19 protein-coding genes are annotated in these 19906 nt (G+C 68.6%); 16 read left to right on the top strand and 3 right to left on the bottom strand.

Annotated elements, in window-relative coordinates:
• Window positions 1–5: 5 nt before the first annotated feature.
• Genes pdxA through AC1Q7H_RS04905 form a run of 3 tightly spaced genes read right to left on the bottom strand, consistent with a single transcriptional unit; the run spans window position 6 to window position 5064 of the window.
• On the bottom strand, window positions 6–1109 hold the full coding sequence (gene pdxA / locus AC1Q7H_RS04915) for a 4-hydroxythreonine-4-phosphate dehydrogenase PdxA (RefSeq protein ID WP_013955593.1): 1104 nt from the start codon (window positions 1107–1109) through the stop codon (window positions 6–8).
• Window positions 1110–1137: 28 nt separating this feature from the next.
• Window positions 1138–2613, bottom strand: coding sequence for a peptidylprolyl isomerase (locus AC1Q7H_RS04910; RefSeq protein ID WP_492381002.1), 1476 nt, complete (start codon window positions 2611–2613; stop codon window positions 1138–1140).
• A 9-nt stretch (window positions 2614–2622) separates the two neighbouring features.
• Entirely contained in the window at window positions 2623–5064 is a 2442-nt protein-coding gene (locus AC1Q7H_RS04905; protein ID WP_211980723.1) for an LPS-assembly protein LptD, read from the bottom strand.
• 210 nt (window positions 5065–5274) lie between these two features.
• On the opposite strand from AC1Q7H_RS04905, the gene AC1Q7H_RS04900 reads away from it, so the two are divergent.
• The 16 genes from AC1Q7H_RS04900 to AC1Q7H_RS04825 all read left to right on the top strand — a co-directional run bounded on the left by AC1Q7H_RS04900 (window position 5275) and on the right by AC1Q7H_RS04825 (window position 19767).
• Window positions 5275–6309 carry an aminoglycoside phosphotransferase family protein gene (locus tag AC1Q7H_RS04900; protein WP_211980722.1) on the top strand — a complete coding sequence of 345 codons (1035 nt, stop codon included), beginning with the start codon at window positions 5275–5277 and terminating at the stop codon, window positions 6307–6309.
• 4 nt (window positions 6310–6313) lie between these two features.
• Window positions 6314–7117 (top strand): AzlC family ABC transporter permease, encoded by an 804-nt coding sequence (locus AC1Q7H_RS04895; protein WP_211980721.1) that lies wholly within the window; start codon window positions 6314–6316, stop codon window positions 7115–7117.
• Entirely contained in the window at window positions 7114–7437 is a 324-nt protein-coding gene (locus tag AC1Q7H_RS04890; RefSeq protein WP_492381001.1) for an AzlD domain-containing protein, read from the top strand. Before AC1Q7H_RS04895 ends, AC1Q7H_RS04890 begins: the two co-directional genes overlap by 4 nt.
• A complete protein-coding gene (gene murU / locus AC1Q7H_RS04885; RefSeq protein WP_013955588.1) occupies window positions 7437–8180 on the top strand; it encodes an N-acetylmuramate alpha-1-phosphate uridylyltransferase MurU in 744 nt (247 codons plus the stop codon). The genes AC1Q7H_RS04890 and murU overlap by 1 nt, the downstream gene beginning before the upstream one ends.
• A gap of 96 nt (window positions 8181–8276) precedes the next feature.
• On the top strand, window positions 8277–9680 hold the full coding sequence (locus AC1Q7H_RS04880) for an aminopeptidase P N-terminal domain-containing protein (protein ID WP_492378178.1): 1404 nt from the start codon (window positions 8277–8279) through the stop codon (window positions 9678–9680).
• Window positions 9677–10156, top strand: a complete 480-nt coding sequence (locus tag AC1Q7H_RS04875; protein ID WP_492378177.1) for a hypothetical protein — start codon at window positions 9677–9679, stop codon at window positions 10154–10156. The genes AC1Q7H_RS04880 and AC1Q7H_RS04875 overlap by 4 nt, the downstream gene beginning before the upstream one ends.
• Window positions 10137–11375 carry a UbiH/UbiF/VisC/COQ6 family ubiquinone biosynthesis hydroxylase gene (locus AC1Q7H_RS04870; RefSeq protein ID WP_492378185.1) on the top strand — a complete coding sequence of 413 codons (1239 nt, stop codon included), beginning with the start codon at window positions 10137–10139 and terminating at the stop codon, window positions 11373–11375. The genes AC1Q7H_RS04875 and AC1Q7H_RS04870 overlap by 20 nt, the downstream gene beginning before the upstream one ends.
• A gap of 285 nt (window positions 11376–11660) precedes the next feature.
• Window positions 11661–12722 carry a tRNA dihydrouridine synthase DusB gene (gene dusB, locus AC1Q7H_RS04865; RefSeq protein ID WP_013955584.1) on the top strand — a complete coding sequence of 354 codons (1062 nt, stop codon included), beginning with the start codon at window positions 11661–11663 and terminating at the stop codon, window positions 12720–12722.
• Window positions 12719–12952, top strand: a complete 234-nt coding sequence (locus tag AC1Q7H_RS04860) for a Fis family transcriptional regulator (RefSeq protein ID WP_010813887.1) — start codon at window positions 12719–12721, stop codon at window positions 12950–12952. Before dusB ends, AC1Q7H_RS04860 begins: the two co-directional genes overlap by 4 nt.
• 22 nt (window positions 12953–12974) lie before the next feature.
• Entirely contained in the window at window positions 12975–14549 is a 1575-nt protein-coding gene (gene purH / locus AC1Q7H_RS04855; protein ID WP_013955583.1) for a bifunctional phosphoribosylaminoimidazolecarboxamide formyltransferase/IMP cyclohydrolase, read from the top strand.
• A 149-nt stretch (window positions 14550–14698) separates the two neighbouring features.
• On the top strand, window positions 14699–15244 hold the full coding sequence (gene ruvC / locus AC1Q7H_RS04850) for a crossover junction endodeoxyribonuclease RuvC (protein WP_013955582.1): 546 nt from the start codon (window positions 14699–14701) through the stop codon (window positions 15242–15244).
• 81 nt (window positions 15245–15325) lie between these two features.
• Window positions 15326–16561 carry a glycerophosphodiester phosphodiesterase gene (locus AC1Q7H_RS04845; RefSeq protein ID WP_153953242.1) on the top strand — a complete coding sequence of 412 codons (1236 nt, stop codon included), beginning with the start codon at window positions 15326–15328 and terminating at the stop codon, window positions 16559–16561.
• Window positions 16562–16639: 78 nt separating this feature from the next.
• Window positions 16640–17221 (top strand): Holliday junction branch migration protein RuvA, encoded by a 582-nt coding sequence (gene ruvA / locus AC1Q7H_RS04840; RefSeq protein WP_013955580.1) that lies wholly within the window; start codon window positions 16640–16642, stop codon window positions 17219–17221.
• 58 nt (window positions 17222–17279) lie between these two features.
• A complete protein-coding gene (gene ruvB / locus AC1Q7H_RS04835) occupies window positions 17280–18338 on the top strand; it encodes a Holliday junction branch migration DNA helicase RuvB (RefSeq protein WP_013955579.1) in 1059 nt (352 codons plus the stop codon).
• Window positions 18339–18544: 206 nt separating this feature from the next.
• Window positions 18545–19138: a hypothetical protein gene (locus tag AC1Q7H_RS04830; protein ID WP_010813893.1), complete on the top strand. Its 594-nt coding sequence runs from the start codon at window positions 18545–18547 to the stop codon at window positions 19136–19138.
• A 44-nt stretch (window positions 19139–19182) separates the two neighbouring features.
• Window positions 19183–19767 carry a BPSL1445 family SYLF domain-containing lipoprotein gene (locus AC1Q7H_RS04825; protein WP_013955578.1) on the top strand — a complete coding sequence of 195 codons (585 nt, stop codon included), beginning with the start codon at window positions 19183–19185 and terminating at the stop codon, window positions 19765–19767.
• The last annotated feature ends 139 nt before the right edge of the window (window positions 19768–19906 follow it).

The following is a 19906-nucleotide window of genomic DNA, read 5'->3' as shown; positions in this document are numbered from 1 at the left end:
CAGCTTCAGCATGGCGGCTGCGGGCCGGAATGGGTGTGGCCAGGATGGCTGCCCGTGGCACCGTTGCTGCCAGGGCGCCGGCCATTGGCGTGGCCGGCCATGATGACCGCACTGCGGATGGCCTCGATCATGCTGCCGTGTTCGGCCTGGCCGGTGCCGGCAAGGTCGAGCGCGGTGCCATGGTCCACCGAGGTGCGGATAAAGGGCAGCCCCAGCGTGATATTCACGCCGTGGCCGAAGGTGCCGTATTTCAGTGGCGCCAGCCCCTGGTCATGGTACATCGCCAGCACGCAGTCGGCATCGCGCAGGTGGCGCGGCTGGAACAGCGTGTCGGCCGGAAAGGGCCCGCGCGCGTCGATGCCGGCATCTTTTGCCTGCGCCAGCGCGGGCATGATGATGTCGATCTCTTCGCGGCCCATATGGCCGCTTTCGCCGGCGTGCGGGTTCAGGCCCGTGACCAGGATGCGCGGCCGCGAGATGCCGAAGTAGCGGCGCAGGTCGGCATCGATGATCGACAGCGTCTGCACCAGCAGCGGCACGGACAGCGCATCGGGCACCGCGCGCAGCGGCAGGTGGGTGGTGGCCAGCGCCACGCGCAGCATGGCCCCGTCGTGCGCGGGCTGCGGGCCGGCCAGCATCATCACCACGCGCGGCACGCGGGCGCTGTCGGCCAGGTATTCGGTATGGCCGGTGAAAGGCACGCCGGCGTCGTTGATGGTGCTCTTCTGCACCGGCGCCGTGATCATTGCGGCATACCGGGGCGCGGCCCTGCCGCGCGCGCGGCAGCCGCGGATGGCGGCATCGAGCAGCTTCAGCACATAGGGGCCGTTGCGCGCATCGAGCCGCCCGGCCTCGCACGCGACCGCCAGCGGGATGTCCTCGACGACCACGTCGCCGTCGGCAATGCGTCGCTCCCAGGCGTGCGTGGCGCCCAGCGCCGCGGCGCGATCGGCCAGCAGGCGGGCATCGCCCAGCACATGAAAGCGGTATTGCCCGCCACCGACGCCATTGTTGGCGCCCGCCAGCTGCAGCAACGCCCCGATGGTGATATCGGGACCGATGCCGGCGGGTTCTCCGGTCGAGATGGCTAGGGCTAGCGGGTCGGGCATGTCAGGTCAGCGGATCGGGGTCGGCGCTTCAGCGCTGCCGGTTGATCCGGTACTCCACATACGCCTGCGAACGCAGCTGGCGCACCCAGTCATCATAGGCTGCTCGCAGCTTCTGTTCGCGGACTTCGGCACGGGCGAAGTCGCGCTGCTTCTCGGGCGACATCTCGGTCTCGCGCCGGTTGAGCACCTGGATCAGGTGCACGCCGAACTGCGTGACCACCGGCTCCGAGATCTCGTTCGGGCGCAGGCGGCTCATGGCCTGCTCGAACTCGGGCACTAGCTCGCCCGGCGACACCCAGCCGAGGTCGCCGCCGTTCTGCGCCGAGCCGTCCTGCGAGAAGCGCTTGGCCGCGTCCGCAAAATCGCCGCCGTGGGTGATGCGGTCGCGCAGCGTGCCGAGCTGGCGGCGCGCCTCGGCCTCGGGCATGTTGGGGCCGGTGCGGATCAGGATGTGGCGCACCTGGGTCTGGGTGATCTTCGAGGCGGCGGCCGGACTCGATGCCGGCGCCGCGCGCTTGGCCACCAGCTTGACCACATGGAAGCCCGCAGCACTTTCCACCACCTGCGGCGCCACTGCGCCAGCCTGCAGGTCGACCACGGCGTTGGCGAACTGTACCGGCAGGCGGCCGATCTCGCGGAAGCCCATGGCACCGCCCTGGGCCGCCTCGGCGCCCTCGGAATTGGCCTGCGCCAGCTGCGCGAAGTCGGCGCCGCCCTGGGCCTGCTTGAGCAGCCCTTCGGCCTTGGCGCGCTGCGCCTGCTTCTGTGCGTCCGAGGCATTCTCGGGCACGCGCACGAGGATCTGCGCCACGTTGTATTCGGTCGGGCCGCGGGCGGCGCCCTGGCCGCCGCGGGCCGCCAGGTAGTTGTCGATCTCGCCGTCGTAGACCTGCACCTTGGAGTCGACCTCGCGCTCGCGCAGGCGGATCACCTGCACCTGCTTGCGCAGCTCCTCGCGGTACTTGGTCCAGGTCATGCCGCTGGCCTCGACGCGGCGACGCAGCTCGGTCGCGTTCAGCCGGTTCTGCTGCGCCACCGATTCAATGGCGCGGTCGATTTCCTGGTCGGTCACGCGGATGCCGGCATCCTGTGCGGCCTGGGTCTGCACGCGCTCCATGACCAGGCGCTCGAGCACCTCGCCCAACAGGTCGGCGCGCGCGGGCACCGGGCGGCCGGCGGTACGCAGCTGACCTTCGATTTCGTCAGCACGGTCGAGCAGCTCGCGCCGCGTGATCACGCTGTTGTTGACGACCGCGACCACTTCGTCGACCAGTTGCGAACGCTTCTGCCCACCGGCCGGCGGCACGCCCAGCTTGGGCTGGCTCGACGGCGCCGCGACGTCAGACGCCTGCGGCACGAAGATGCCGCTGGAGCGCGGCGCCGTCCCGGGCGCCTTGAGCTGTGCGGCAGCCGGCACCGCCATGGCGGCCAGCACGGCCGGCAGCAGCAAGCGGTGCCAGGACGTCAGGAGAAAGGAAAACGCGGCGAATTCTTGACGTTTCATCGTAATCCGTCATTCATAGTGATCGAACTGGGTCGTCGGCACCGGCTTGGCCGATACGGGCTCATAGCCCGGTACATTCAGGCGCAGGATGTTCAACGGGTTGGAACCGATCTTGGAAAGGCCACGGAACTCCACCTGCAGGAAGACCCGCCCGGTGTAGCCATTCGTGGTGTTGCGGAAGCGCTGGTAGACCACGCGGCCAACCCAGCAGTCGGCGGCGTACTCGACACCGGCCAGCGCGTCGACCATCTGGCTCGCGGTCAGGTCGAAGGCAAAGCGTGCGATGCCATAGGCACGGCGCGTGATCGGCCACTGGCTCGACACCTCGAACTGGTCGATCGCGGTGTTGTCGGTCACCGAGGTCGGGCGGCGGTAGCGATAGCCTGCGTTAATCACCTTGCGCGACTCGGGCCGGTAAGAGAGCGCCACGTTGCCGTAGTTGATCCGGTCGCTGTCCGGGTTGTACTGCACGCCAGCGTCCAGGTAATAGCCGCGGAACATCTGGATGGTGGTGGCCGCCAGCAGGTCCGAGAAACCCGCCTTGGGATCCGCCAGCGTGCTGTTGATCTGCACGCGCTGGCCGGTGAAGTCGTAGCGCTGCGCGATGGTGCCGCGGAAGCGCTCGATGCCGGTGTCGGCTTCGATCAGGCGCGTGGTCAGGCCGCCGGTCAGCTTGTTGTTGTCGGCAATGCGGTCGTAGCCGGTGAACGGGTTCTCGCTGAAGATCTGCCCGTAGCCGAAGTCGGACTGCACCGTGTCGAACAGCGGGAACTGGCTCTGGTCGCGGAACGGGGTGTACACGTAGAACAGGCGCGGCTCCAGCGTCTGCACATAGTTCACGCCGAACAGGCGACTGACCGTCGGTGCCTCGCGCTCGAACGTCATGCCCGAATCCAGGCTCATGGTCGGCAGCACGCGCGAGAAGTTATTCTGCGCCGTAGGCGTGTTGGAAGCCGCCTCCATCTGGTACTGCGCCGCGTTGAAGGTGACCTTCGGCGTCACGTACCAGCCCGCCCGCACGATCGGGTAGCTGATGCTCGGCTGGATATACATGCGCTCGCCCTGTGGCTGCTGGAGGCCGGTGGACGTCAGCGGAATGCGGAAGCGCGTGTAGTCCGCTTCCACCTGCACGTCGAAGCCACCCAGGTCATAGCGGATGTACTTGCCGTTGAGCTGCGGCACGCGCTCGTACGACGGCTCGCTGGGGCGCAGCGTCTGGAACTTCTGCACCCGCGCCAGCACCGTGAAATCCTGCCAGTTGTAGGTAACGCCGCCTTCCTGCGTGTACTGGCGTTGCGCGGACTGCGCAACGCTGCGGTTGAAGTCGTCCGGGTATTGGTCGTCCGATACCCGGTTCACGTTCAGGTAGGCATTGAGACCCTTGGCCAGGTTCTGGTTATGCTGGACCGAGTAGGCCCAGCGGTTTGAATTGGTCTTCTTGTCGTCCGGCAGAAACTCGGCGCGCAGGCGCCCGTTGTAGCCCTGGCCAAGGTAACGGTACTCACCGCCGAGCTGCAGGCCGCGCTCCGTCATCAGACGCGGATAGATGGTCAGGTCGCGGTTCGGCGCAATGTTGACGTAGTACGGCGTGGTCAGGTCGAAGCCCGAACGCGAGCTGTAGCCCATCAGCGGCGCCAGGAACCCGCTGCGGCGCTCGTCGTTCAGCGGAAAGCTGAAAGCCGGCGCCGCCGCGATCGGCACGCCGAAGAAGTTCAGCACGCCGCCGTAGGCCACGCCCACCTGGCGGTCGTTGTCCAGGTCGATCCGGTTCGCGCTGAAGTACCAGTCGGCGTTGTCGGGCGAACAGGTGGTGTACGACGCGTGCCTGGCGGTGCTGCGGTCCTTGTCCAGGAAGTCGATGCGCTCGGCCTTGCCCGTGCCGCCGGTCTGCTGGAAATAATAGTCCGGCGACAGCATGTAACCTTCGTTGGCCTCGACTTTCATCCGCGCCTCGGGGCCGACCGCCAGCGTGCCGCTGCGCGACATCCGTACATTGCCCTGCGCGAAGGCTTCGTCGGTGTCCTGGTCGTAGGTCAGCTTGTCGCCCTTGATCGCACCGCCGTCACGGCGCAGCTCGGCATGGCCTTCCAGCTCGACGCCACGCTCGCTATAGCCGGTCATGCGGTCGGCCTCGATAAAGGTCGGGCCGCCGGGGCCGGCGTCTGACTGTTTGCCGGGTTCGGCAAGCCGCGGCACCAGTTCGCCGGACTCCACCGGAAGCGGCGGCGCTTTCGGCGCGGCTTCGAACACCGGCTCGACCTGGTCGAGATCGGGGATCGCCGAACCGGACATCTGGGCGTGTGCGCCGGCCGACAGGCTGGCCATGGCCAGCACCAGCGGCCGCAGCGCGCCCGCGTGCAGGCCGCCGGCGCGCCTGGCTCGGGCAGGAACGCTGGTTGGGGCAGGCGAAGGCAAGGCCCTGTTGTTCGGTGATCGTTGTTGTTCGGTCATTCGCACGGGTTGTCAGTCTCGGCGTCGGCTGCGGCCCGCCTGCAAGCCGCCAGCCCCTGCCGGAGCAGGCTGCGGGGCACCGAATGGCCCCTCCCGGGGGCCACCCGGCGCCCGGGTCTGGTCGGGTATTATACGGGGCAACCTAGGGTCCCCTTCCCGCTTACTTTCGGTTTCATTTCCACTCTGCGCCCGTTCCCCACACGTATCTGTATGGCAGCTCTCTCCCACGACCCGCGCCTGGACCAGCTCAAGGCCTGGGTATCCGGACTCGGCCCGGCATGGTCCGCCGATCCCGATTCCTGCGCCCCCGCCTCGGCCGACGCCAGCTTCCGGCGCTATTTCCGCGTCAGCACCGGCCATCCGGCGCATCCCACCGCCATCGTGATGGACGCCCCGCCGGCGCATGAGGACTGCCGCCCGTTCATCCATGTGTGCGGGCTGTTCGGCGCGGCCGGCGTGACCGTGCCGACCGTGCTGGCGCAGGACCTGGAGCAGGGCTTCCTGCTGCTGGCCGACCTCGGCAACCAGACCTACCTGTCGCGGCTCGATGATTCCACCGCCCACGGCATGTACGCCGACGCGGCCGCCGCGCTGATCCGCATCCAGGCCGCCACCCGCCCCGGCGAGCTGCCGGCCTACGACCGCGCGCTGCTGCAGCGCGAGCTCGACCTGTTCCCGCAGTGGTATGTGGCCAAGCACCTGGGAGCCAGCCTGACCGACGCCCAGCAGGCTGACCTGCGCGAAGTGACTGAAACGCTACTCGTCAATAATCTTGCGCAGCCGCAGGTCTACGTGCACCGCGATTTCCACTCGCGCAACCTGATGGTGCTCGACGGCGGCGCCAACCCGGGCGTGCTCGACTTCCAGGACGCGGTGATCGGCCCGATCACCTACGACGCGGTCTCGCTGTGGCGCGACGCCTATATCGAATGGGACGAGGAGCAGCAGCTGGACTGGCTGATCCGCTACTGGGAGCGCGCGCGCAAGGCCGGGCTGCCGGTCAATGCCGACTTTGGCGAGTTCTATCGCGATTTTGAGTGGATGGGCCTGCAGCGCCACCTTAAGGTGCTGGGCATCTTCGCCCGCCTGTACCACCGCGACGGCAAGGACGGCTACCTGGCCAACCTGCCGCTGGTGATGAAGTACACCCGCCAGGTGGCCGGCCGCTACACCGAACTGCGCAAGCTGATCCGGCTGCTGGACGCGCTCGAAGGCGTGGCCAGCCCCGCCGGCTACACGTTCTGACGCCGTGCCCGACAACGAGCCGGTTCTGCCCGACCACCACGCGCCCGCCATCACCGCCGCCGGCGAATGGCTGGCCGGCGCGCGCGCGCTCGCGCCGATGCTGCTGGGCGTGGTGCCGTTCGGCCTGATCTATGGCGTGCTGGCCGTCGGCGCCGGCATGCCGGCGTGGCTGGCCTGCGCGATGAGCGTGGTCGTGTTCGGCGGCGCCTCGCAGATGATCCTGACCCAGTTGTGGACCGCCGGCACCCCGGCAGTGGTGATCACGCTGACGGTGGCCATGGTCAACCTGCGCCACGCGCTGTATTCCGCCACCATCGCGCCCACGCTCGCGCACCTGCCGCGGCGCTGGAAGGCGCTGATCGCCTACCTGCTGACCGACGAAGCCTTTGCCGCGATGACGCACCGGCTTGGCGACAGCGGCCCGCGCGCCCGCTACCGCCACTGGTACTACTTCGGCGGCGGCTTCGCCCTGTGGGCCAGCTGGCAGCTGTCGACGCTGGCCGGCGTGCTGGTCGGCGCCCAGGTGCCGCGCGACTGGCCGCTCGATTTCTTCCTGCCGCTGACCTTCATCGGCATCATCGTGCCGGGCCTGAAGCACCGCTCGCACGTGGCCGCGGCGCTGGCCGCCAGCGTGCTGGCGGTGGCCTGCTACAGCCTGCCGCACAAGCTCGGTCTGATGGTGGCGGCGCTCGGCGGCATTGCCGTGGGCATGCTGGTGCTGGGCCGCGGCAACCGACCCGGGCCACGCCCGGCCAGCCGTGGCGCCGATGCCACGTCAGGCGGACCGGCCGGCAAGGGGGCCGCATGAGTGTGATGACCCTGCTGTGGGTCTTCCTTGCCGCGGGCCTGGCGACCTTCCTGATCCGCCTGTCGTTCATCGCCGTGGAAGGCCGCGTGCGGCTGCCGTCGTGGTTCCGCACCGCGCTGCAGTTCGTGCCGGCAGCGATGCTGTCGGCGCTGATCGCCCCTGACCTGCTGATGCAGCATGGCGAGCTTGCCCTCACCCCCGCCAACGCGCGGCTGGTGGCCGGCCTGGTGGCCATCCTGATCGCCGCTCGAACCCGCAGCGTGGGCTGGACCATCGCCGGTGGCATGGCCGCGCTGCTTGCCCTGGAGGCTCTGTTCTGATGAAGGCCATGATCTTCGCCGCCGGCCGCGGCGACCGCATGCGTCCGTTGACCGATACCTGCCCCAAGCCGCTGCTGGCGGTGGGCGGCAAGCCACTGATCGTCTGGAAGATCGAGGCGCTGGCGCGTGCCGGCCTGCGCGACATCGTCATCAACCATGCCTGGCTGGGCGCACAGATCGAAGCCGCGCTGGGAGACGGCAGCCGTTTCGGCGTGCGGCTGGCCTATTCTGCCGAGGGCACTGCGCTGGAAACCGCCGGCGGCATAGCACAGGCCCTGCCGCTGCTGTCCGCGCACCCGGAGCGCGGCGAGATCTTCCTGGCCGTGTCGGGCGACATTTTTTGCGACTACGACTTCCGCAGGCTGCTGCCTCGCGCGCACGACATGGCCGGCGCTCCCGCCCCGCGCATGCACCTGGTGATGGTGCCCAACCCGGATTTTCACCCGAATGGCGACTTCACCTTGGAACCGAACGGCCTGCTGACGCTCGACGGGACACTGGCCAACGGTGGCGAACGGCTGACATTCGGCAATATCGGCCTGTACGACACGCGCCTCTTCACCGCCATCGAACCTGGCACCAAAATGCCGATGACACCCTACTACTGGGAGGCCATCGAGGCTGGCGCTGCTACCGGCGAACGCTTCGACGGACGCTGGGAGAACGTGGGCACGCCGGCGCAGCTGGCCGAGCTGGATGCGGCGCTTGCGGCAGCAGCGCCTGTGGCGGCGCACGGGCGCTAAGTCGACTGACTGGGCAGGCTGCCCGGAAGATCCCGCGGCCAGCAAGGCGCCAGCGGCGGTAGAATCGCCCTGATCCTCCTCATCCCAGGCCCTACCATGTCCTCACCCGACAACGCCCTCCTCGCCGCCTGCCGCGACCGCCGCGCCCGTGTGCTGCAGCACCTGCGCGCCGGTGGCGGCGGCGTGGCGATCCTGCCCACGGCGCCGGAAGCCATGCGCAACCGCGACAGCGACTACCCGTACCGGCACGACAGCTATTTCTATTATCTGAGCGGCTTTACCGAGCCTGATGCCGTGCTGGTGCTGGTGGCCGGCGCGCCGGGCGACCCCGCCGATGCCGACCGCAGCATCCTGTTCTGCCGCCCCAAGCATGAAGAGCGCGAAATCTGGGACGGTTTCCGTTTCGGCCCGGAAGGCGCGCGCGCCGCCTTTGGCTTTGACGAAGCGCATTCGGTCGAAGAGATCGATGCCGCGCTGCCGCCGCTGCTGGCCAACCGCGCGCAGATTGCCTACCCGCTGGCCGACTCGACCCGCACCGACGTGCAGATGCGACGCTGGCTGGACGCCGTGCGCATGCAGGGCCGCGCCGGGGTGGCCGCGCCGTCGGTTGCGCTCGACATCCGCACCGTGCTCGATGAAATGCGCCTGTTCAAGGATGCGGGCGAACTGGCCACCATGCGCCGCGCGGCGCAGATCTCCGCCGGGGCCCATGTGCGCGCCATGCAGGCCACCCGCGCCGGGCTGCGCGAATACCACCTGGAAGCAGAACTGCTCTATGAATTCCGCCGCCATGGCGCGCAGAGCGTGGCCTATAACTCGATCGTCGCGGCCGGCCCCAACGCCTGCGTGCTGCACTACCGCGCCGGCCCCGCCGAACTGCGGGACGGCGACCTTTGCCTGATCGATGCCGGATGCGAGTTCGACGGCTACGCCTCGGACATCACCCGCACCTTCCCGGTCTCGGGCCGCTTCTCGCCGGCGCAGCGAGAGCTGTACGACCTGGTGGTGGCCGCGCAGGACGCCGCCATTGCCGAGACCCGCGCCGGCGTGCCCTACAACGTGCCGCATGACGCCGCCGTGCGCGTGCTGGCGCAGGGCATGCTCGATACCGGCCTGCTCGACCGCAACAAGGAAGGCACACTCGACGACGTGCTGGCCAGCGGCAGCTACCGCCGCTTCTACATGCACCGCACCGGCCACTGGCTTGGCATGGATGTCCATGACGTGGGCGAATACCGCGTGGCCAGCCACGGCGGCGAGGGCGAGCGCCCGTGGCGGCCGCTGCAGCCGGGCATGGTGCTGACCATCGAGCCCGGCATCTATGTGCGCCCGGCCGAGGACGTGCCCGAGCGCTACTGGCATATCGGCATCCGCATCGAGGACGACGCCGTGGTCACCGACGGCGACTGCGAGCTGATCACGCGCGGCGTGCCGGTGCTGGCCGACGAGATCGAGGCGCTGATGCGCGATAACGCAAATGCTGCCGGAGGTCTGCGATGATCGGCTGGCTGCGCAGAATCTTTCCGGGCCAGGCCCGCAGCGGCAGCAATGCTGGCAGCACCCGCCGGCCCGATCCGTCCGAACCCTTCATCATCAACCTGTACGACGACCGCGTGGTGGTGCACCGCCCCGACGGCCAGCGCGAGGAAGTCGCCTGGGACGCGCTCGAGCGCGTGGTGGTGCGGGTGTCCGACCGCGCGCCCTGGGCCGGCACGGCCTGGCTGATCCTGATCGGCACGCCCGATTCGGGCCAGGGCTGCGTGGCGCCGCTCAATGCCGCCAACCATGTAGCACTGCTGGAGCAGCTGCGCGCACTGCCGGGTTTCAACCACCAGAAGCTCGAGAACGCGCTGCGCGACGCCGCGGCGGGCAAGTCGCGCTCGGATGCGATCTGCTGGAAGCGCGATACGGCAGCACAAGCGGAGGCGGATGCGGGTCATGCAGGAGGCAGCGACGATGCCGGCCGCGCAACCTGAATTCCACGGCCTTCGCGACATCGCCATCGTCGGCGGCGGCCCGGTCGGGCTGGCGCTGGCCTGCCAGCTGCTGCGCACGACCGGCTGGCGCCTGACGCTGGTCGATGCCGCCACCCCGGCGCGCGCCGCGCGCGATCCGCGCGCGATCGCGCTGTCGCATGGCAGCCGCCAGCTGCTGGAGCAGATCGGCGCCTGGCCGGTGCCCGGCAGCCCGATCGAGCACATCCATGTCTCGCAGCGCGGCCGCTTCGGCCATGTCCGGCTGCACCATGACGACTACGGCGTGCCGGCGCTCGGCTACGTGGTGCGCTACGGCGACTTGTGCGAGGCACTCGAGCGCGCGCTCGCCCATGCCGCGCAGGCGGCGGGCGAAGGCCGGCTGCAGCGCGTGTTCGAGACCCGCATCGACCAGATCGCACAGGATCCCGCGCCGCGCGCCGCGGACGACCCCGATGCCGGCACCGTGCAGCTGGCCGGCACCGGCCACGACGGCGAGGTGGCGCACCTGGCCGCACGCCTGGTGGTGCAGGCCGAGGGCGGGCTGTTCCACCAGCAGGCCGCCCACCAGGGCCGCGGCGCACGCACGCGCGACTACCGCCAGACCGCGGTGATCGCCCATGTGACCTGCTCGCGCCCGCAGCCGGGCTGGGCCTGGGAGCGCTTTACCGAGGAAGGCCCGCTGGCGCTGCTGCCGCACGAGGAGCACGGCGTTTCGGGCTATGCGCTGGTGTGGTGCTGCCCGCCGGACCAGGCCGCGCGGCGCATCGCGTTGCCGGAAGCCGAGTTCGCGGCGGAACTGGGCCGGGCCTTTGGCGACCGCATGGGCCATTTCACGCTGGCCGGCAAGCGCCATGCCTTCCCGCTCGGCCTGAATGCCGCACCGGTGACCGTCAACGGCCGCGTGGCGGCGGTCGGCAATGCCGCGCAAACGCTGCACCCGGTGGCCGGCCAGGGGCTCAACCTGGGCCTGCGCGACGCCTTCGCGCTGGCCGATTCGCTGCGCAGCGCCTGCACGCCGCAGGCGCTGCAAGCCTTCGCCAGCCGCCACCGGTTCGACCGCGCCGTCACCATCGGCGTGACCGACCTGCTGCCGCGCGTGTTCGGCATCGCCTACCCGCTGGCCGCGCACGCGCGGGGCGCGTCGCTGGCCGCGTTGGCCTGCCTGCCGCCGCTGCGGCATGCGCTGGCGCGCCACATGATGTTTGGAATGCGCCACTGACCTCAGGCAGTGGCGCAAGCGGCACGCGCGTGGCGGCGTTTGCGCCACTGCCCCTGCCCGGATGCGCTCCGGATGCTCAAATCTTGGGCAATGGCGACGGTTTGGCGGTAGAATCCTGCCCTCGCACATGTCCCGATCCAACGCCGGCAGCAGTTTCGGCAGGGGCATGTTTTTCCGTTTCGTCTTCCGTCTCAGAGCAGGCCGTCCCGATCCCTTCCCTGGCGCCATCCGCGCCGCGAAGGCGCTACGGTCACCGGGACAGCCTCTCAGAACCGCCGCCCAATCGTGCAGATCGGACCTCACCAACTCCGCAACAACCTGTTTGTCGCCCCGATGGCGGGCGTGACGGACCGGCCCTTCCGCCAGCTGTGCAAGCAGCTCGGCGCAGGCTATGCGGTGTCGGAAATGGTGGCGTCCAACGCACAGCTGTGGAAGAGCGAGAAGACCATGCGCCGCGCCAACCATGCCGGCGAGGTCGAGCCCATCGCCGTGCAGATCGCCGGCGCCGAGCCGTCGATGATGGCCGAGGCCGCGCGCTACAACGTGGACCGCGGCGCGCAGATCATCGACATCAACATGGGCTGCCCGGCCAAGAAGGTGTGCAACGTCGCCGCCGGCTCGGCCCTGCTGCAGAACGAGCCGCTGGTGGTGCGCATCGTCCAGGCCGTGGTCGGCGCCGTGGGCGACCGGGTACCGGTCACGCTGAAGATCCGCACCGGCTGGAACCGCGAGAACCGCAATGCGCTGCGCATCGCGCACATGGTCGAGGACGCGGGCATCAGCATGCTGACCATCCACGGCCGCACCCGCGCCGACCTGTACCACGGCGACGCCGAGTACGAGACCATTGCCGCGGTCAAGGCAGCGGTCTCGATCCCGGTGGTCGCCAACGGCGACATCACCACGCCGCAGAAGGCAAAGCAAGTACTGGCGCTGACCGGCGCGGACGCGATCATGATCGGCCGCGCGGCGCAGGGCCGGCCTTGGCTGTTCCGTGAGATCGAGCACTTCCTGAAGACCGGCGAGATGCTGCCGTCGCCGGAAGTGGCCGAGATCCGCGCCATCATGAATGCGCACCTGGAAGACCACTACGACTTCTATGGCGAATTCACCGGCGTGCGCACCGCGCGCAAGCATATTGCCTGGTACACGCGCGGGCTGCGCGGCGCCAACCTGTTCCGCCACCGCATGAACACGCTGGAGAGCACCGCCGAACAACTGGCGGCGGTCAATGCGTTCTTCGACGAGCAGGCGCAGATCTCTGACCGGCTGGTGTACGTGGACGACGCAGCACAAGACCAAGACGAAGCGAACAACAACAAAAACGGGGAGTTGCTTGCCGCATGAGCCGCAACGCTATCGACCAGTGCATCCGGGAAAGCCTGGATACGTACTTTCGCGACCTGGACGGCGAAGAGCCGTCCAATATGTACAACATGGTGCTCGAGGCCGTCGAACGGCCGCTGCTGGAAGCCGTGATGGTGCGCGCCGAGCGCAACCAGTCGCTGGCGGCCGCCTACCTGGGCATCAATCGCAATACGCTGCGCAAAAAGCTGCAGCAGCACGGTTTACTTTGAATTTGAAGCATCTCCCACAGCCATGATCAAGCAAGCCCTACTCTCCGTTTCCGACAAGACCGGCATCGTCGATTTCGCGCGCGAACTGAACGCGCTCGGCGTCACGCTGCTTTCCACCGGCGGCACCGCCAAGCTGCTGGCCGACAGCGGCCTGCCCGTGACGGAGGTGGCCGACTACACCGGCTTCCCGGAAATGCTCGACGGCCGCGTCAAGACGCTGCACCCGAAGGTGCACGGCGGCATCCTGGCGCGCCGCGACCTGCCCGAGCACATGGCCGCGCTGGCCGAGCACGACATCCCGACGATCGACCTGCTGGTGGTGAACCTGTACCCGTTCCAGCAGACCGTGGCCAAGGATGACTGCACCCTGCCCGACGCGATCGAGAACATCGACATCGGCGGCCCGACCATGCTGCGTTCGGCGGCCAAGAACCATCGCGACGTGACCGTGATCGTCGACCCGGCCGACTACGCCGTGGTGCTCGATGAAATGCGCGCCAACGCCAACAGCGTCGGCTACGACACCAATTTCCGCCTGGCCACCAAGGTGTTCGCGCACACCGCGCAGTACGACGGCGCCATCACCAACTACCTGACCAGCCTGGGTGCCGACAAGTCGCACCAGGCCCGAAGCGCCTACCCGCAGACGCTGAACCTGGCCTTCGACAAGGTGCAGGAAATGCGCTACGGCGAGAACCCGCACCAGTCCGCCGCGTTCTACCGCGACCTGAAGGCCGTGGACGGCGCGCTGGCCAACTACGTGCAGCTGCAGGGCAAGGAACTGTCGTACAACAACATCGCCGATGCCGACGCGGCCTGGGAATGCGTCAAATCGTTCGACGCCGCCAACGGCGCCGCCTGCGTCATCATCAAGCATGCCAACCCGTGCGGCGTGGCGCTGGGCGCGAATGCACTGGAAGCGTATGACAAGGCCTTCAAGACCGATTCGACCTCGGCCTTCGGCGGCATCATCGCCTTCAATGTCGAGCTGGACGAAGCCGCCGCTCAGGCCGTGGCCAAGCAGTTCGTCGAAGTGCTGATCGCCCCGTCGTTCAGCGCCGGCGCGCGTGCCGTATTCGCGGCCAAGCAGAACGTGCGCCTGCTGGAAATCCCGCTGGGCAAGGGCATCAACCAGTATGACTTCAAGCGTGTCGGCGGCGGCCTGCTGGTGCAGAGCCCGGACGCCAGGAACGTGCAGCCGTCCGAGCTGCGCGTGGTGACGCGCCGCCACCCGACCCCGAAGGAAATGGACGACCTGATGTTCGCCTGGCGCGTGGCCAAGTTCGTCAAGTCCAACGCCATCGTGTTCTGCGGCGGCGGCATGACGCTGGGCGTTGGCGCCGGCCAGATGAGCCGCGTGGATTCGGCCCGCATCGCCAGCATCAAGGCGCAGAACGCCGGCCTGACGCTGGCCGGCTCGGCCGTGGCCTCTGACGCGTTCTTCCCGTTCCGTGACGGCCTGGACGTGGTGGTCGACGCGGGCGCGACCTGCGTGATCCAGCCGGGCGGCTCGATGCGCGACGACGAAGTGATCGCCGCCGCCGACGAGCGCGGCATCGCCATGGTGGTGACCGGCACGCGCCACTTCCGCCACTAAGCACTGGCAGGCTTGCGGTCTTGCCTGGCAAGACCGCCGGCTCCCGAAGCGGTTTCGTTCTCCTGCAAGGGAAAGCGAAACCGCTTTTTGCATTAGGTGCCGGCGCAAAAGGCAATACACTAACGACGGTATCCCACCCTACCCAGTTCATGCGAATCCTAGGCATCGACCCCGGCCTGCGCACCACCGGCTTCGGCGTGATCGAGAAGCACGGCAACAAGCTTGCCTACGTGGCCTCGGGCACGATCACGAGCGACGGCAATTCAACCCTGCCGGAACGGCTGAAGACGCTCTACGACGGCATCAGCGAAGTGTCGCGCACCTATGCACCCGACTGCGCGGCGATCGAGAAGGTCTTCGTCAACGTCAACCCGCAGTCCACGCTGCTGCTCGGCCAGGCCCGCGGCGCGGCAATCTGCGGGCTGGTGGGCTACGGCTTGCCGGTGTTCGAGTACACCGCGCTGCAACTCAAGGTGGCGGTGGTCGGCTACGGCCGCGCCAACAAGGCGCAGGTGCAGGAAATGGTGACGCGGCTGCTGATGCTGCCCGGCCAGCCCGGCAGCGATGCGGCCGATGCGCTCGGCGTGGCGATCTGCCATGCCAACGGCAGCGATACCCTGGGCACGCTGTCGGGCCTGGCGCCCGACCTGGTGCGCAAGGGCATGCGCGTGCGGCGCGGGCGGCTGGTCGGCTGAGCACGGCCAGCGGCTGGCGCTTGCTGTGCCCGCTCCCCCATCTTTTACAATCGGGCCTTGGTCTCACCACAGGAACGCTGCATGCCTAGCCAGTCCCGATTGAGCGCGCCGCGTTGGCGCGCAGCCAGCCTCTTCCCTGTTCTTGCCTTCCGGCGATGGCTGTTCCCGGCCGCTGCGGCCTGCGCCGTGCTGGTCGCCGGCTGCGCCACCGCGCCGCGCCCTAAGCCCGTGTCTGCGGCTCCGGTGCCGGCACCCGCCGCGAGCGCTCCGCCTGCGGCCGCCGCCACCCAGCCTCCCAGGCCGCTGGTGATCGCCCACCGCGGCGCCAGCGCGCTGCGCCCGGAACATACGCTTGCCGCCTACGCCAAGGCCATCGAGGACGGCGCCGACGCCATCGAGCCCGACCTGGTCATGACACGCGACGGCGTGCTGGTGGCGCGCCACGAGAACGACATCACCGGCACCACCAACGTGGCCGAACTGCCGCAGTTCGCCGAGCGCAAGCGCACCAAGGTGATCGACGGCGAGCGCCTGAGCGGCTGGTTCACCGAAGACTTCACGCTGGCCGAGCTCAAGACACTGCGCGCGCGTGAGCGCATCCCGCGCCTGCGGCCGGCCAATGCGCGGTTGAACGACCAGTTCGAGGTGCCGACCTTCGACGAGATCGTGCGGCTGGCCGAGCAGGCCTCGCTGCGCACCGGCAAACCCATCGGCATCTATCCCGAACTGAAGCATCCGAGCTATTTTCGCGGCATCGGCCTGCCACTTGAAGACAAGCTGGCAGCGGCCTTGCGCGCGCAGCCCTACTTGCGCCAGGCGCCGGTGTTTATCCAGTGCTTCGAGAGCGGCAGCCTGCGCGCGATGCGACGCACGCTGGGCCGCGGGCTGCCCAACGTGAAGCTGGTGCAACTCATCGGCAACCCGCGCAAAGGCCCCGCGGACTGGAAGCTTGCCGGCGACCCGCGCACCTTCGACGACATGCTGAGCACGACCGGCCTGCGCGAAGTGGCAGCCTACGCCGACGGCATCGGCCCGGAGAAGAGCAGCGTGGTGCCACGCGATGCGCAGGGCGCGCTGGCTGCGCCGACGCCGGTGGTGCGCCAGGCGCATGCTGCCGGGCTGTTCGTCCATCCCTACACCTTCCGCCCGGAAAACAGCTTCCTGCCCAAGGCGCTGCAGACCGGCGGCGACGACGCCACGCGCAGCCCGTCCGGCATGGAGCGGGAGGTGCAGGCCTTTATCGCGGCCGGCATCGACGGCTTCTTCACCGACGACCCGGCGCTGGGCCGCCGCGCGGTGGATACGCCGGCGCGCTGATCCGGCCGGGCGGCCGCTGGGCTACACTTGCGGCCGCCTCCTCCCTGACACCCCACCTTCCATTCCCTCCTCCGCACCATGATCGGACGCATCGCCGGCACCCTTATCGAGAAGAATCCCCCGCACCTGCTGGTCGATTGCCACGGCGTCGGCTACGAGGTGGACGTGCCGATGAGCACCTTCTACAACCTGCCCGCGGTGGGCCAGCCGGTGACGCTGCTGACGCAGCTGATCGTGCGCGAGGACGCGCACCTGCTGTACGGCTTCGGCACCGCATCGGAACGCAACACCTTTCGCGAGCTGATCAAGATCACCGGCATCGGCGCGCGCATGGCGCTGGCGGTGCTGTCGGGCATGTCGGTCCCCGAGCTGGCGCAGGCCATCACGCTGCAGGAAGCCGGCCGCCTCACGCGCATTCCCGGCATCGGCAAGAAGACCGCGGAGCGGCTGCTGCTGGAGCTCAAGGGCAAGCTGGGCGCGGAGCTGGGCCATGCGCCGGGCACGCCGGCGGTGCCGGACAGCGCCGTCGACGTGCTCAATGCGCTGCTGGCGCTGGGCTACTCGGAGAAGGAAGCTGCCGCCGCGATCAAGCAGGTGCCGGCGGGGACCGGCGTGTCGGAAGGCATCAAGCTGGCGCTCAAGGCATTGTCCAAGGGTTGAGAGCTGCATAGGCGCGTAGAATGGCGGCTTGTTGCCGCTGTCCGGGCCCCTGACCATCATGATCGAAACTGACAAGCTTGCCGCCCCCGCCCGCGTGATCGCCGCCACCCCCGCCTCGTCGCAGGAGGAGGCGTTCGAGCGCGCGCTGCGGCCCAAGCTGCTGGACGAATATGTCGGCCAGGAAAAGGTGCGTGGGCAGCTCGATATCTTCATGCACGCCGCGCGCAACCGGCGCGAGGCGCTGGACCACGTGCTGCTGTTCGGCCCGCCGGGCCTGGGCAAGACCACGCTGGCCCACATCATCGCGCGCGAGATGGGGGTCAACCTGCGCCAGACCTCGGGCCCCGTGCTGGAGCGCCCGGGCGACCTGGCCGCGCTGCTGACCAACCTGGAAGCCAACGACGTGCTGTTCATCGACGAGATCCACCGGCTCTCGCCGGTCGTCGAGGAAATCCTGTACCCGGCGCTCGAGGACTACCAGATCGACATCATGATCGGCGAAGGCCCGGCGGCGCGCTCAGTCAAGCTCGACCTGCAGCCGTTCACGCTGGTGGGCGCCACCACGCGTGCCGGCATGCTGACCAACCCGCTGCGCGACCGCTTCGGCATCGTGGCGCGGCTGGAGTTTTATACCGCCGATGAGCTGGCCCGCATCGTCACGCGCTCGGCGCAGCTGCTGCATGCCCGCATCGACCCGCAGGGCGCGCTGGAGATCGCCCGGCGCGCGCGCGGCACGCCCCGTATCGCCAACCGGCTGCTGCGCCGCGTGCGCGACTACGCCGAGGTCAAGGGTGACGGAAACATCACTCGCGCTATGGCCGACGCAGCGCTGGCCATGCTGGACGTGGACAGCGTCGGCTTCGACCTGATGGACCGCAAGCTGCTCGAAGCCGTGCTGCTCAAGTTCGGCGGCGGCCCGGTGGGCGTTGACAACCTGGCCGCGGCCATCGGTGAGGAGCGCGACACCATCGAGGACGTGCTCGAGCCCTACCTGATCCAGCAAGGTTATCTGCAGCGCACGCCGCGCGGGCGCGTGGCCACGGCTGCCGCCTATCGGCATTTCGGCCTGGCCAACCCGCAAGGCAGCGGCGCGACCGAGCTGTTCGGCGACGCCTGACAGCGCGCTGCAGTGCAGCAATAGCGCCTTGGCAGGGCCCGGCGCAGCACCAATTAAATGTTTTAATTTCGCGCTCCAAATTTTTTCGAAGTGGATTGCTGGCCCGTGGCCGATTGTCCACAATGGCTTTATCGGCACCGGCCCGGTGCTGCGATGGCCGCGCCCCGCCAGGCACGGCACCTTCACAAATACGTCAAGGAAAGCCAATGATTCGCCATTCGTCCAGCCTGCTCGCCGCAGCCCTCGCCGCCACCGCGTTCGCCGCCGGCAGTGCCAACGCCCAGCGCCCGCCGGCGCCGGTCGGCGTGGCCGAAGAAGCGGTCATCAGCGGCAAGATCGTCGATATCGATCCCGAATCCAAGGCCGTGCTGGTCCAGGGCCCGCGCGGCAACGTGGTCGAACTGGTGGCTGGCGACGAAGCCCGCAACTTTGGCCAGATCCGCAAGGGCGACATCCTGACCGTAGCGCGTGGCGCCGCGCTGGTCGCCGCGCTTGAACCGGTCGACAGCAAGGCCACCGCACTGGCCGAATCGGTCGACCGCACCACGCGCGCCGCAGAGGGCGGCAAGCCAGGCATCATGCGCGAGATCACCACCACGGTGACCGCACAGATCACCAAGGTCGACCCGGCCAAGCGCCTGATCACCTTCCGCGGTCCGCGCGAGACGCTGCGCACGGTGAAAGTGCAGGACCCGGCCATCGACCTGAACGGCATCAAGCAGGGCCAGATGGCCAAGATCGTCTACCGTGAAGTCGTGGCCATTACGGTCAAGGCACCCGCGGCAGCCGCAGCCAACTGAGCCACTGAGCCAGACGCGGTACTTTTCCCATCAGGAGGTTACCTATGAATCGTCGCCACTTTGTTACCCGGGTTGCCGGATCGGGCCTGCTCGTCGCCACGGTGATGGCTGCGGGCTGCAGCACTACCGGCACCAGCGCCTCGAAGGACCCGGTCGCCAAGAAGCAGGAAATCGATGCAGGGGTGGACGGAGCGCTGAACCGGCTGTTCTCCACCAACGCCGGCGCACGCGACCTGGCGCAGCGTGCGCAAGGGGTCCTGGTGTTCCCGCGCGTGATCTCGGCCGGCCTGGTGGTAGGCGGCGAGTACGGCGAGGGTGCGCTGCGATCGAAGGGCGCGACGGTCGGCTACTACAGCACGACGCAGGCCTCGGTCGGGCTGACCGCCGGCGGGCAGTCCAAGGCCGTCATCATCATGTTCATGACCCCGGAGGCCTACAACAAGTTTGTTTCCAGCAAGGGCTGGACCGCCGGCGCCGATGCCAACGTGGCGGTGGCCAAGATCGGCGCGGACGGCAGGCTCGACACCCTGACCAGCCAGCAGCCGGTGATTGCCTTCGTGCAGACCAATGCCGGCCTGATGTTCGACGTCTCGGTGAACGGCGCCAAGATCAGCAAGCTGGAAATCTGACGCGGCCACCCGGCTGCGCCGCTCTACCTGAAGTTCCCGGCTTCGGCCGGGAATTTTCATTTCGGGCGGCCACAGCAACGCTTGCGCACGCCGCGGCAGGCGCGGCGCAATCCGGGGCCCGCTGGCATAATCGCGCCCA

It is taken from the genome of Cupriavidus sp. GW823-FHT06D04 (assembly GCF_058795055.1).
This window is presented reverse-complemented; position numbering and strand designations above follow the sequence as displayed.

Excerpts from the sequence above, each read along its gene's own strand:
- pdxA (WP_013955593.1), bottom strand. The coding sequence starts at position 1,109 with ATGCCCGACCCGCTAGCCCTAGCCATCTCGACCGGAGAACCCGCCGGC.
- AC1Q7H_RS04910 (WP_492381002.1), bottom strand. The coding sequence starts at position 2,613 with ATGAAACGTCAAGAATTCGCCGCGTTTTCCTTTCTCCTGACGTCCTGG.
- AC1Q7H_RS04905 (WP_211980723.1), bottom strand. The coding sequence starts at position 5,064 with ATGACCGAACAACAACGATCACCGAACAACAGGGCCTTGCCTTCGCCT.
- AC1Q7H_RS04900 (WP_211980722.1), top strand. The coding sequence starts at position 5,275 with ATGGCAGCTCTCTCCCACGACCCGCGCCTGGACCAGCTCAAGGCCTGG.
- AC1Q7H_RS04890 (WP_492381001.1), top strand. The coding sequence starts at position 7,114 with ATGAGTGTGATGACCCTGCTGTGGGTCTTCCTTGCCGCGGGCCTGGCG.
- murU (WP_013955588.1), top strand. The coding sequence starts at position 7,437 with ATGAAGGCCATGATCTTCGCCGCCGGCCGCGGCGACCGCATGCGTCCG.
- AC1Q7H_RS04880 (WP_492378178.1), top strand. The coding sequence starts at position 8,277 with ATGTCCTCACCCGACAACGCCCTCCTCGCCGCCTGCCGCGACCGCCGC.
- AC1Q7H_RS04875 (WP_492378177.1), top strand. The coding sequence starts at position 9,677 with ATGATCGGCTGGCTGCGCAGAATCTTTCCGGGCCAGGCCCGCAGCGGC.
- AC1Q7H_RS04870 (WP_492378185.1), top strand. The coding sequence starts at position 10,137 with ATGCCGGCCGCGCAACCTGAATTCCACGGCCTTCGCGACATCGCCATC.
- AC1Q7H_RS04860 (WP_010813887.1), top strand. The coding sequence starts at position 12,719 with ATGAGCCGCAACGCTATCGACCAGTGCATCCGGGAAAGCCTGGATACG.
- purH (WP_013955583.1), top strand. The coding sequence starts at position 12,975 with ATGATCAAGCAAGCCCTACTCTCCGTTTCCGACAAGACCGGCATCGTC.
- ruvC (WP_013955582.1), top strand. The coding sequence starts at position 14,699 with ATGCGAATCCTAGGCATCGACCCCGGCCTGCGCACCACCGGCTTCGGC.
- AC1Q7H_RS04845 (WP_153953242.1), top strand. The coding sequence starts at position 15,326 with ATGCCTAGCCAGTCCCGATTGAGCGCGCCGCGTTGGCGCGCAGCCAGC.
- ruvA (WP_013955580.1), top strand. The coding sequence starts at position 16,640 with ATGATCGGACGCATCGCCGGCACCCTTATCGAGAAGAATCCCCCGCAC.
- ruvB (WP_013955579.1), top strand. The coding sequence starts at position 17,280 with ATGATCGAAACTGACAAGCTTGCCGCCCCCGCCCGCGTGATCGCCGCC.
- AC1Q7H_RS04830 (WP_010813893.1), top strand. The coding sequence starts at position 18,545 with ATGATTCGCCATTCGTCCAGCCTGCTCGCCGCAGCCCTCGCCGCCACC.
- AC1Q7H_RS04825 (WP_013955578.1), top strand. The coding sequence starts at position 19,183 with ATGAATCGTCGCCACTTTGTTACCCGGGTTGCCGGATCGGGCCTGCTC.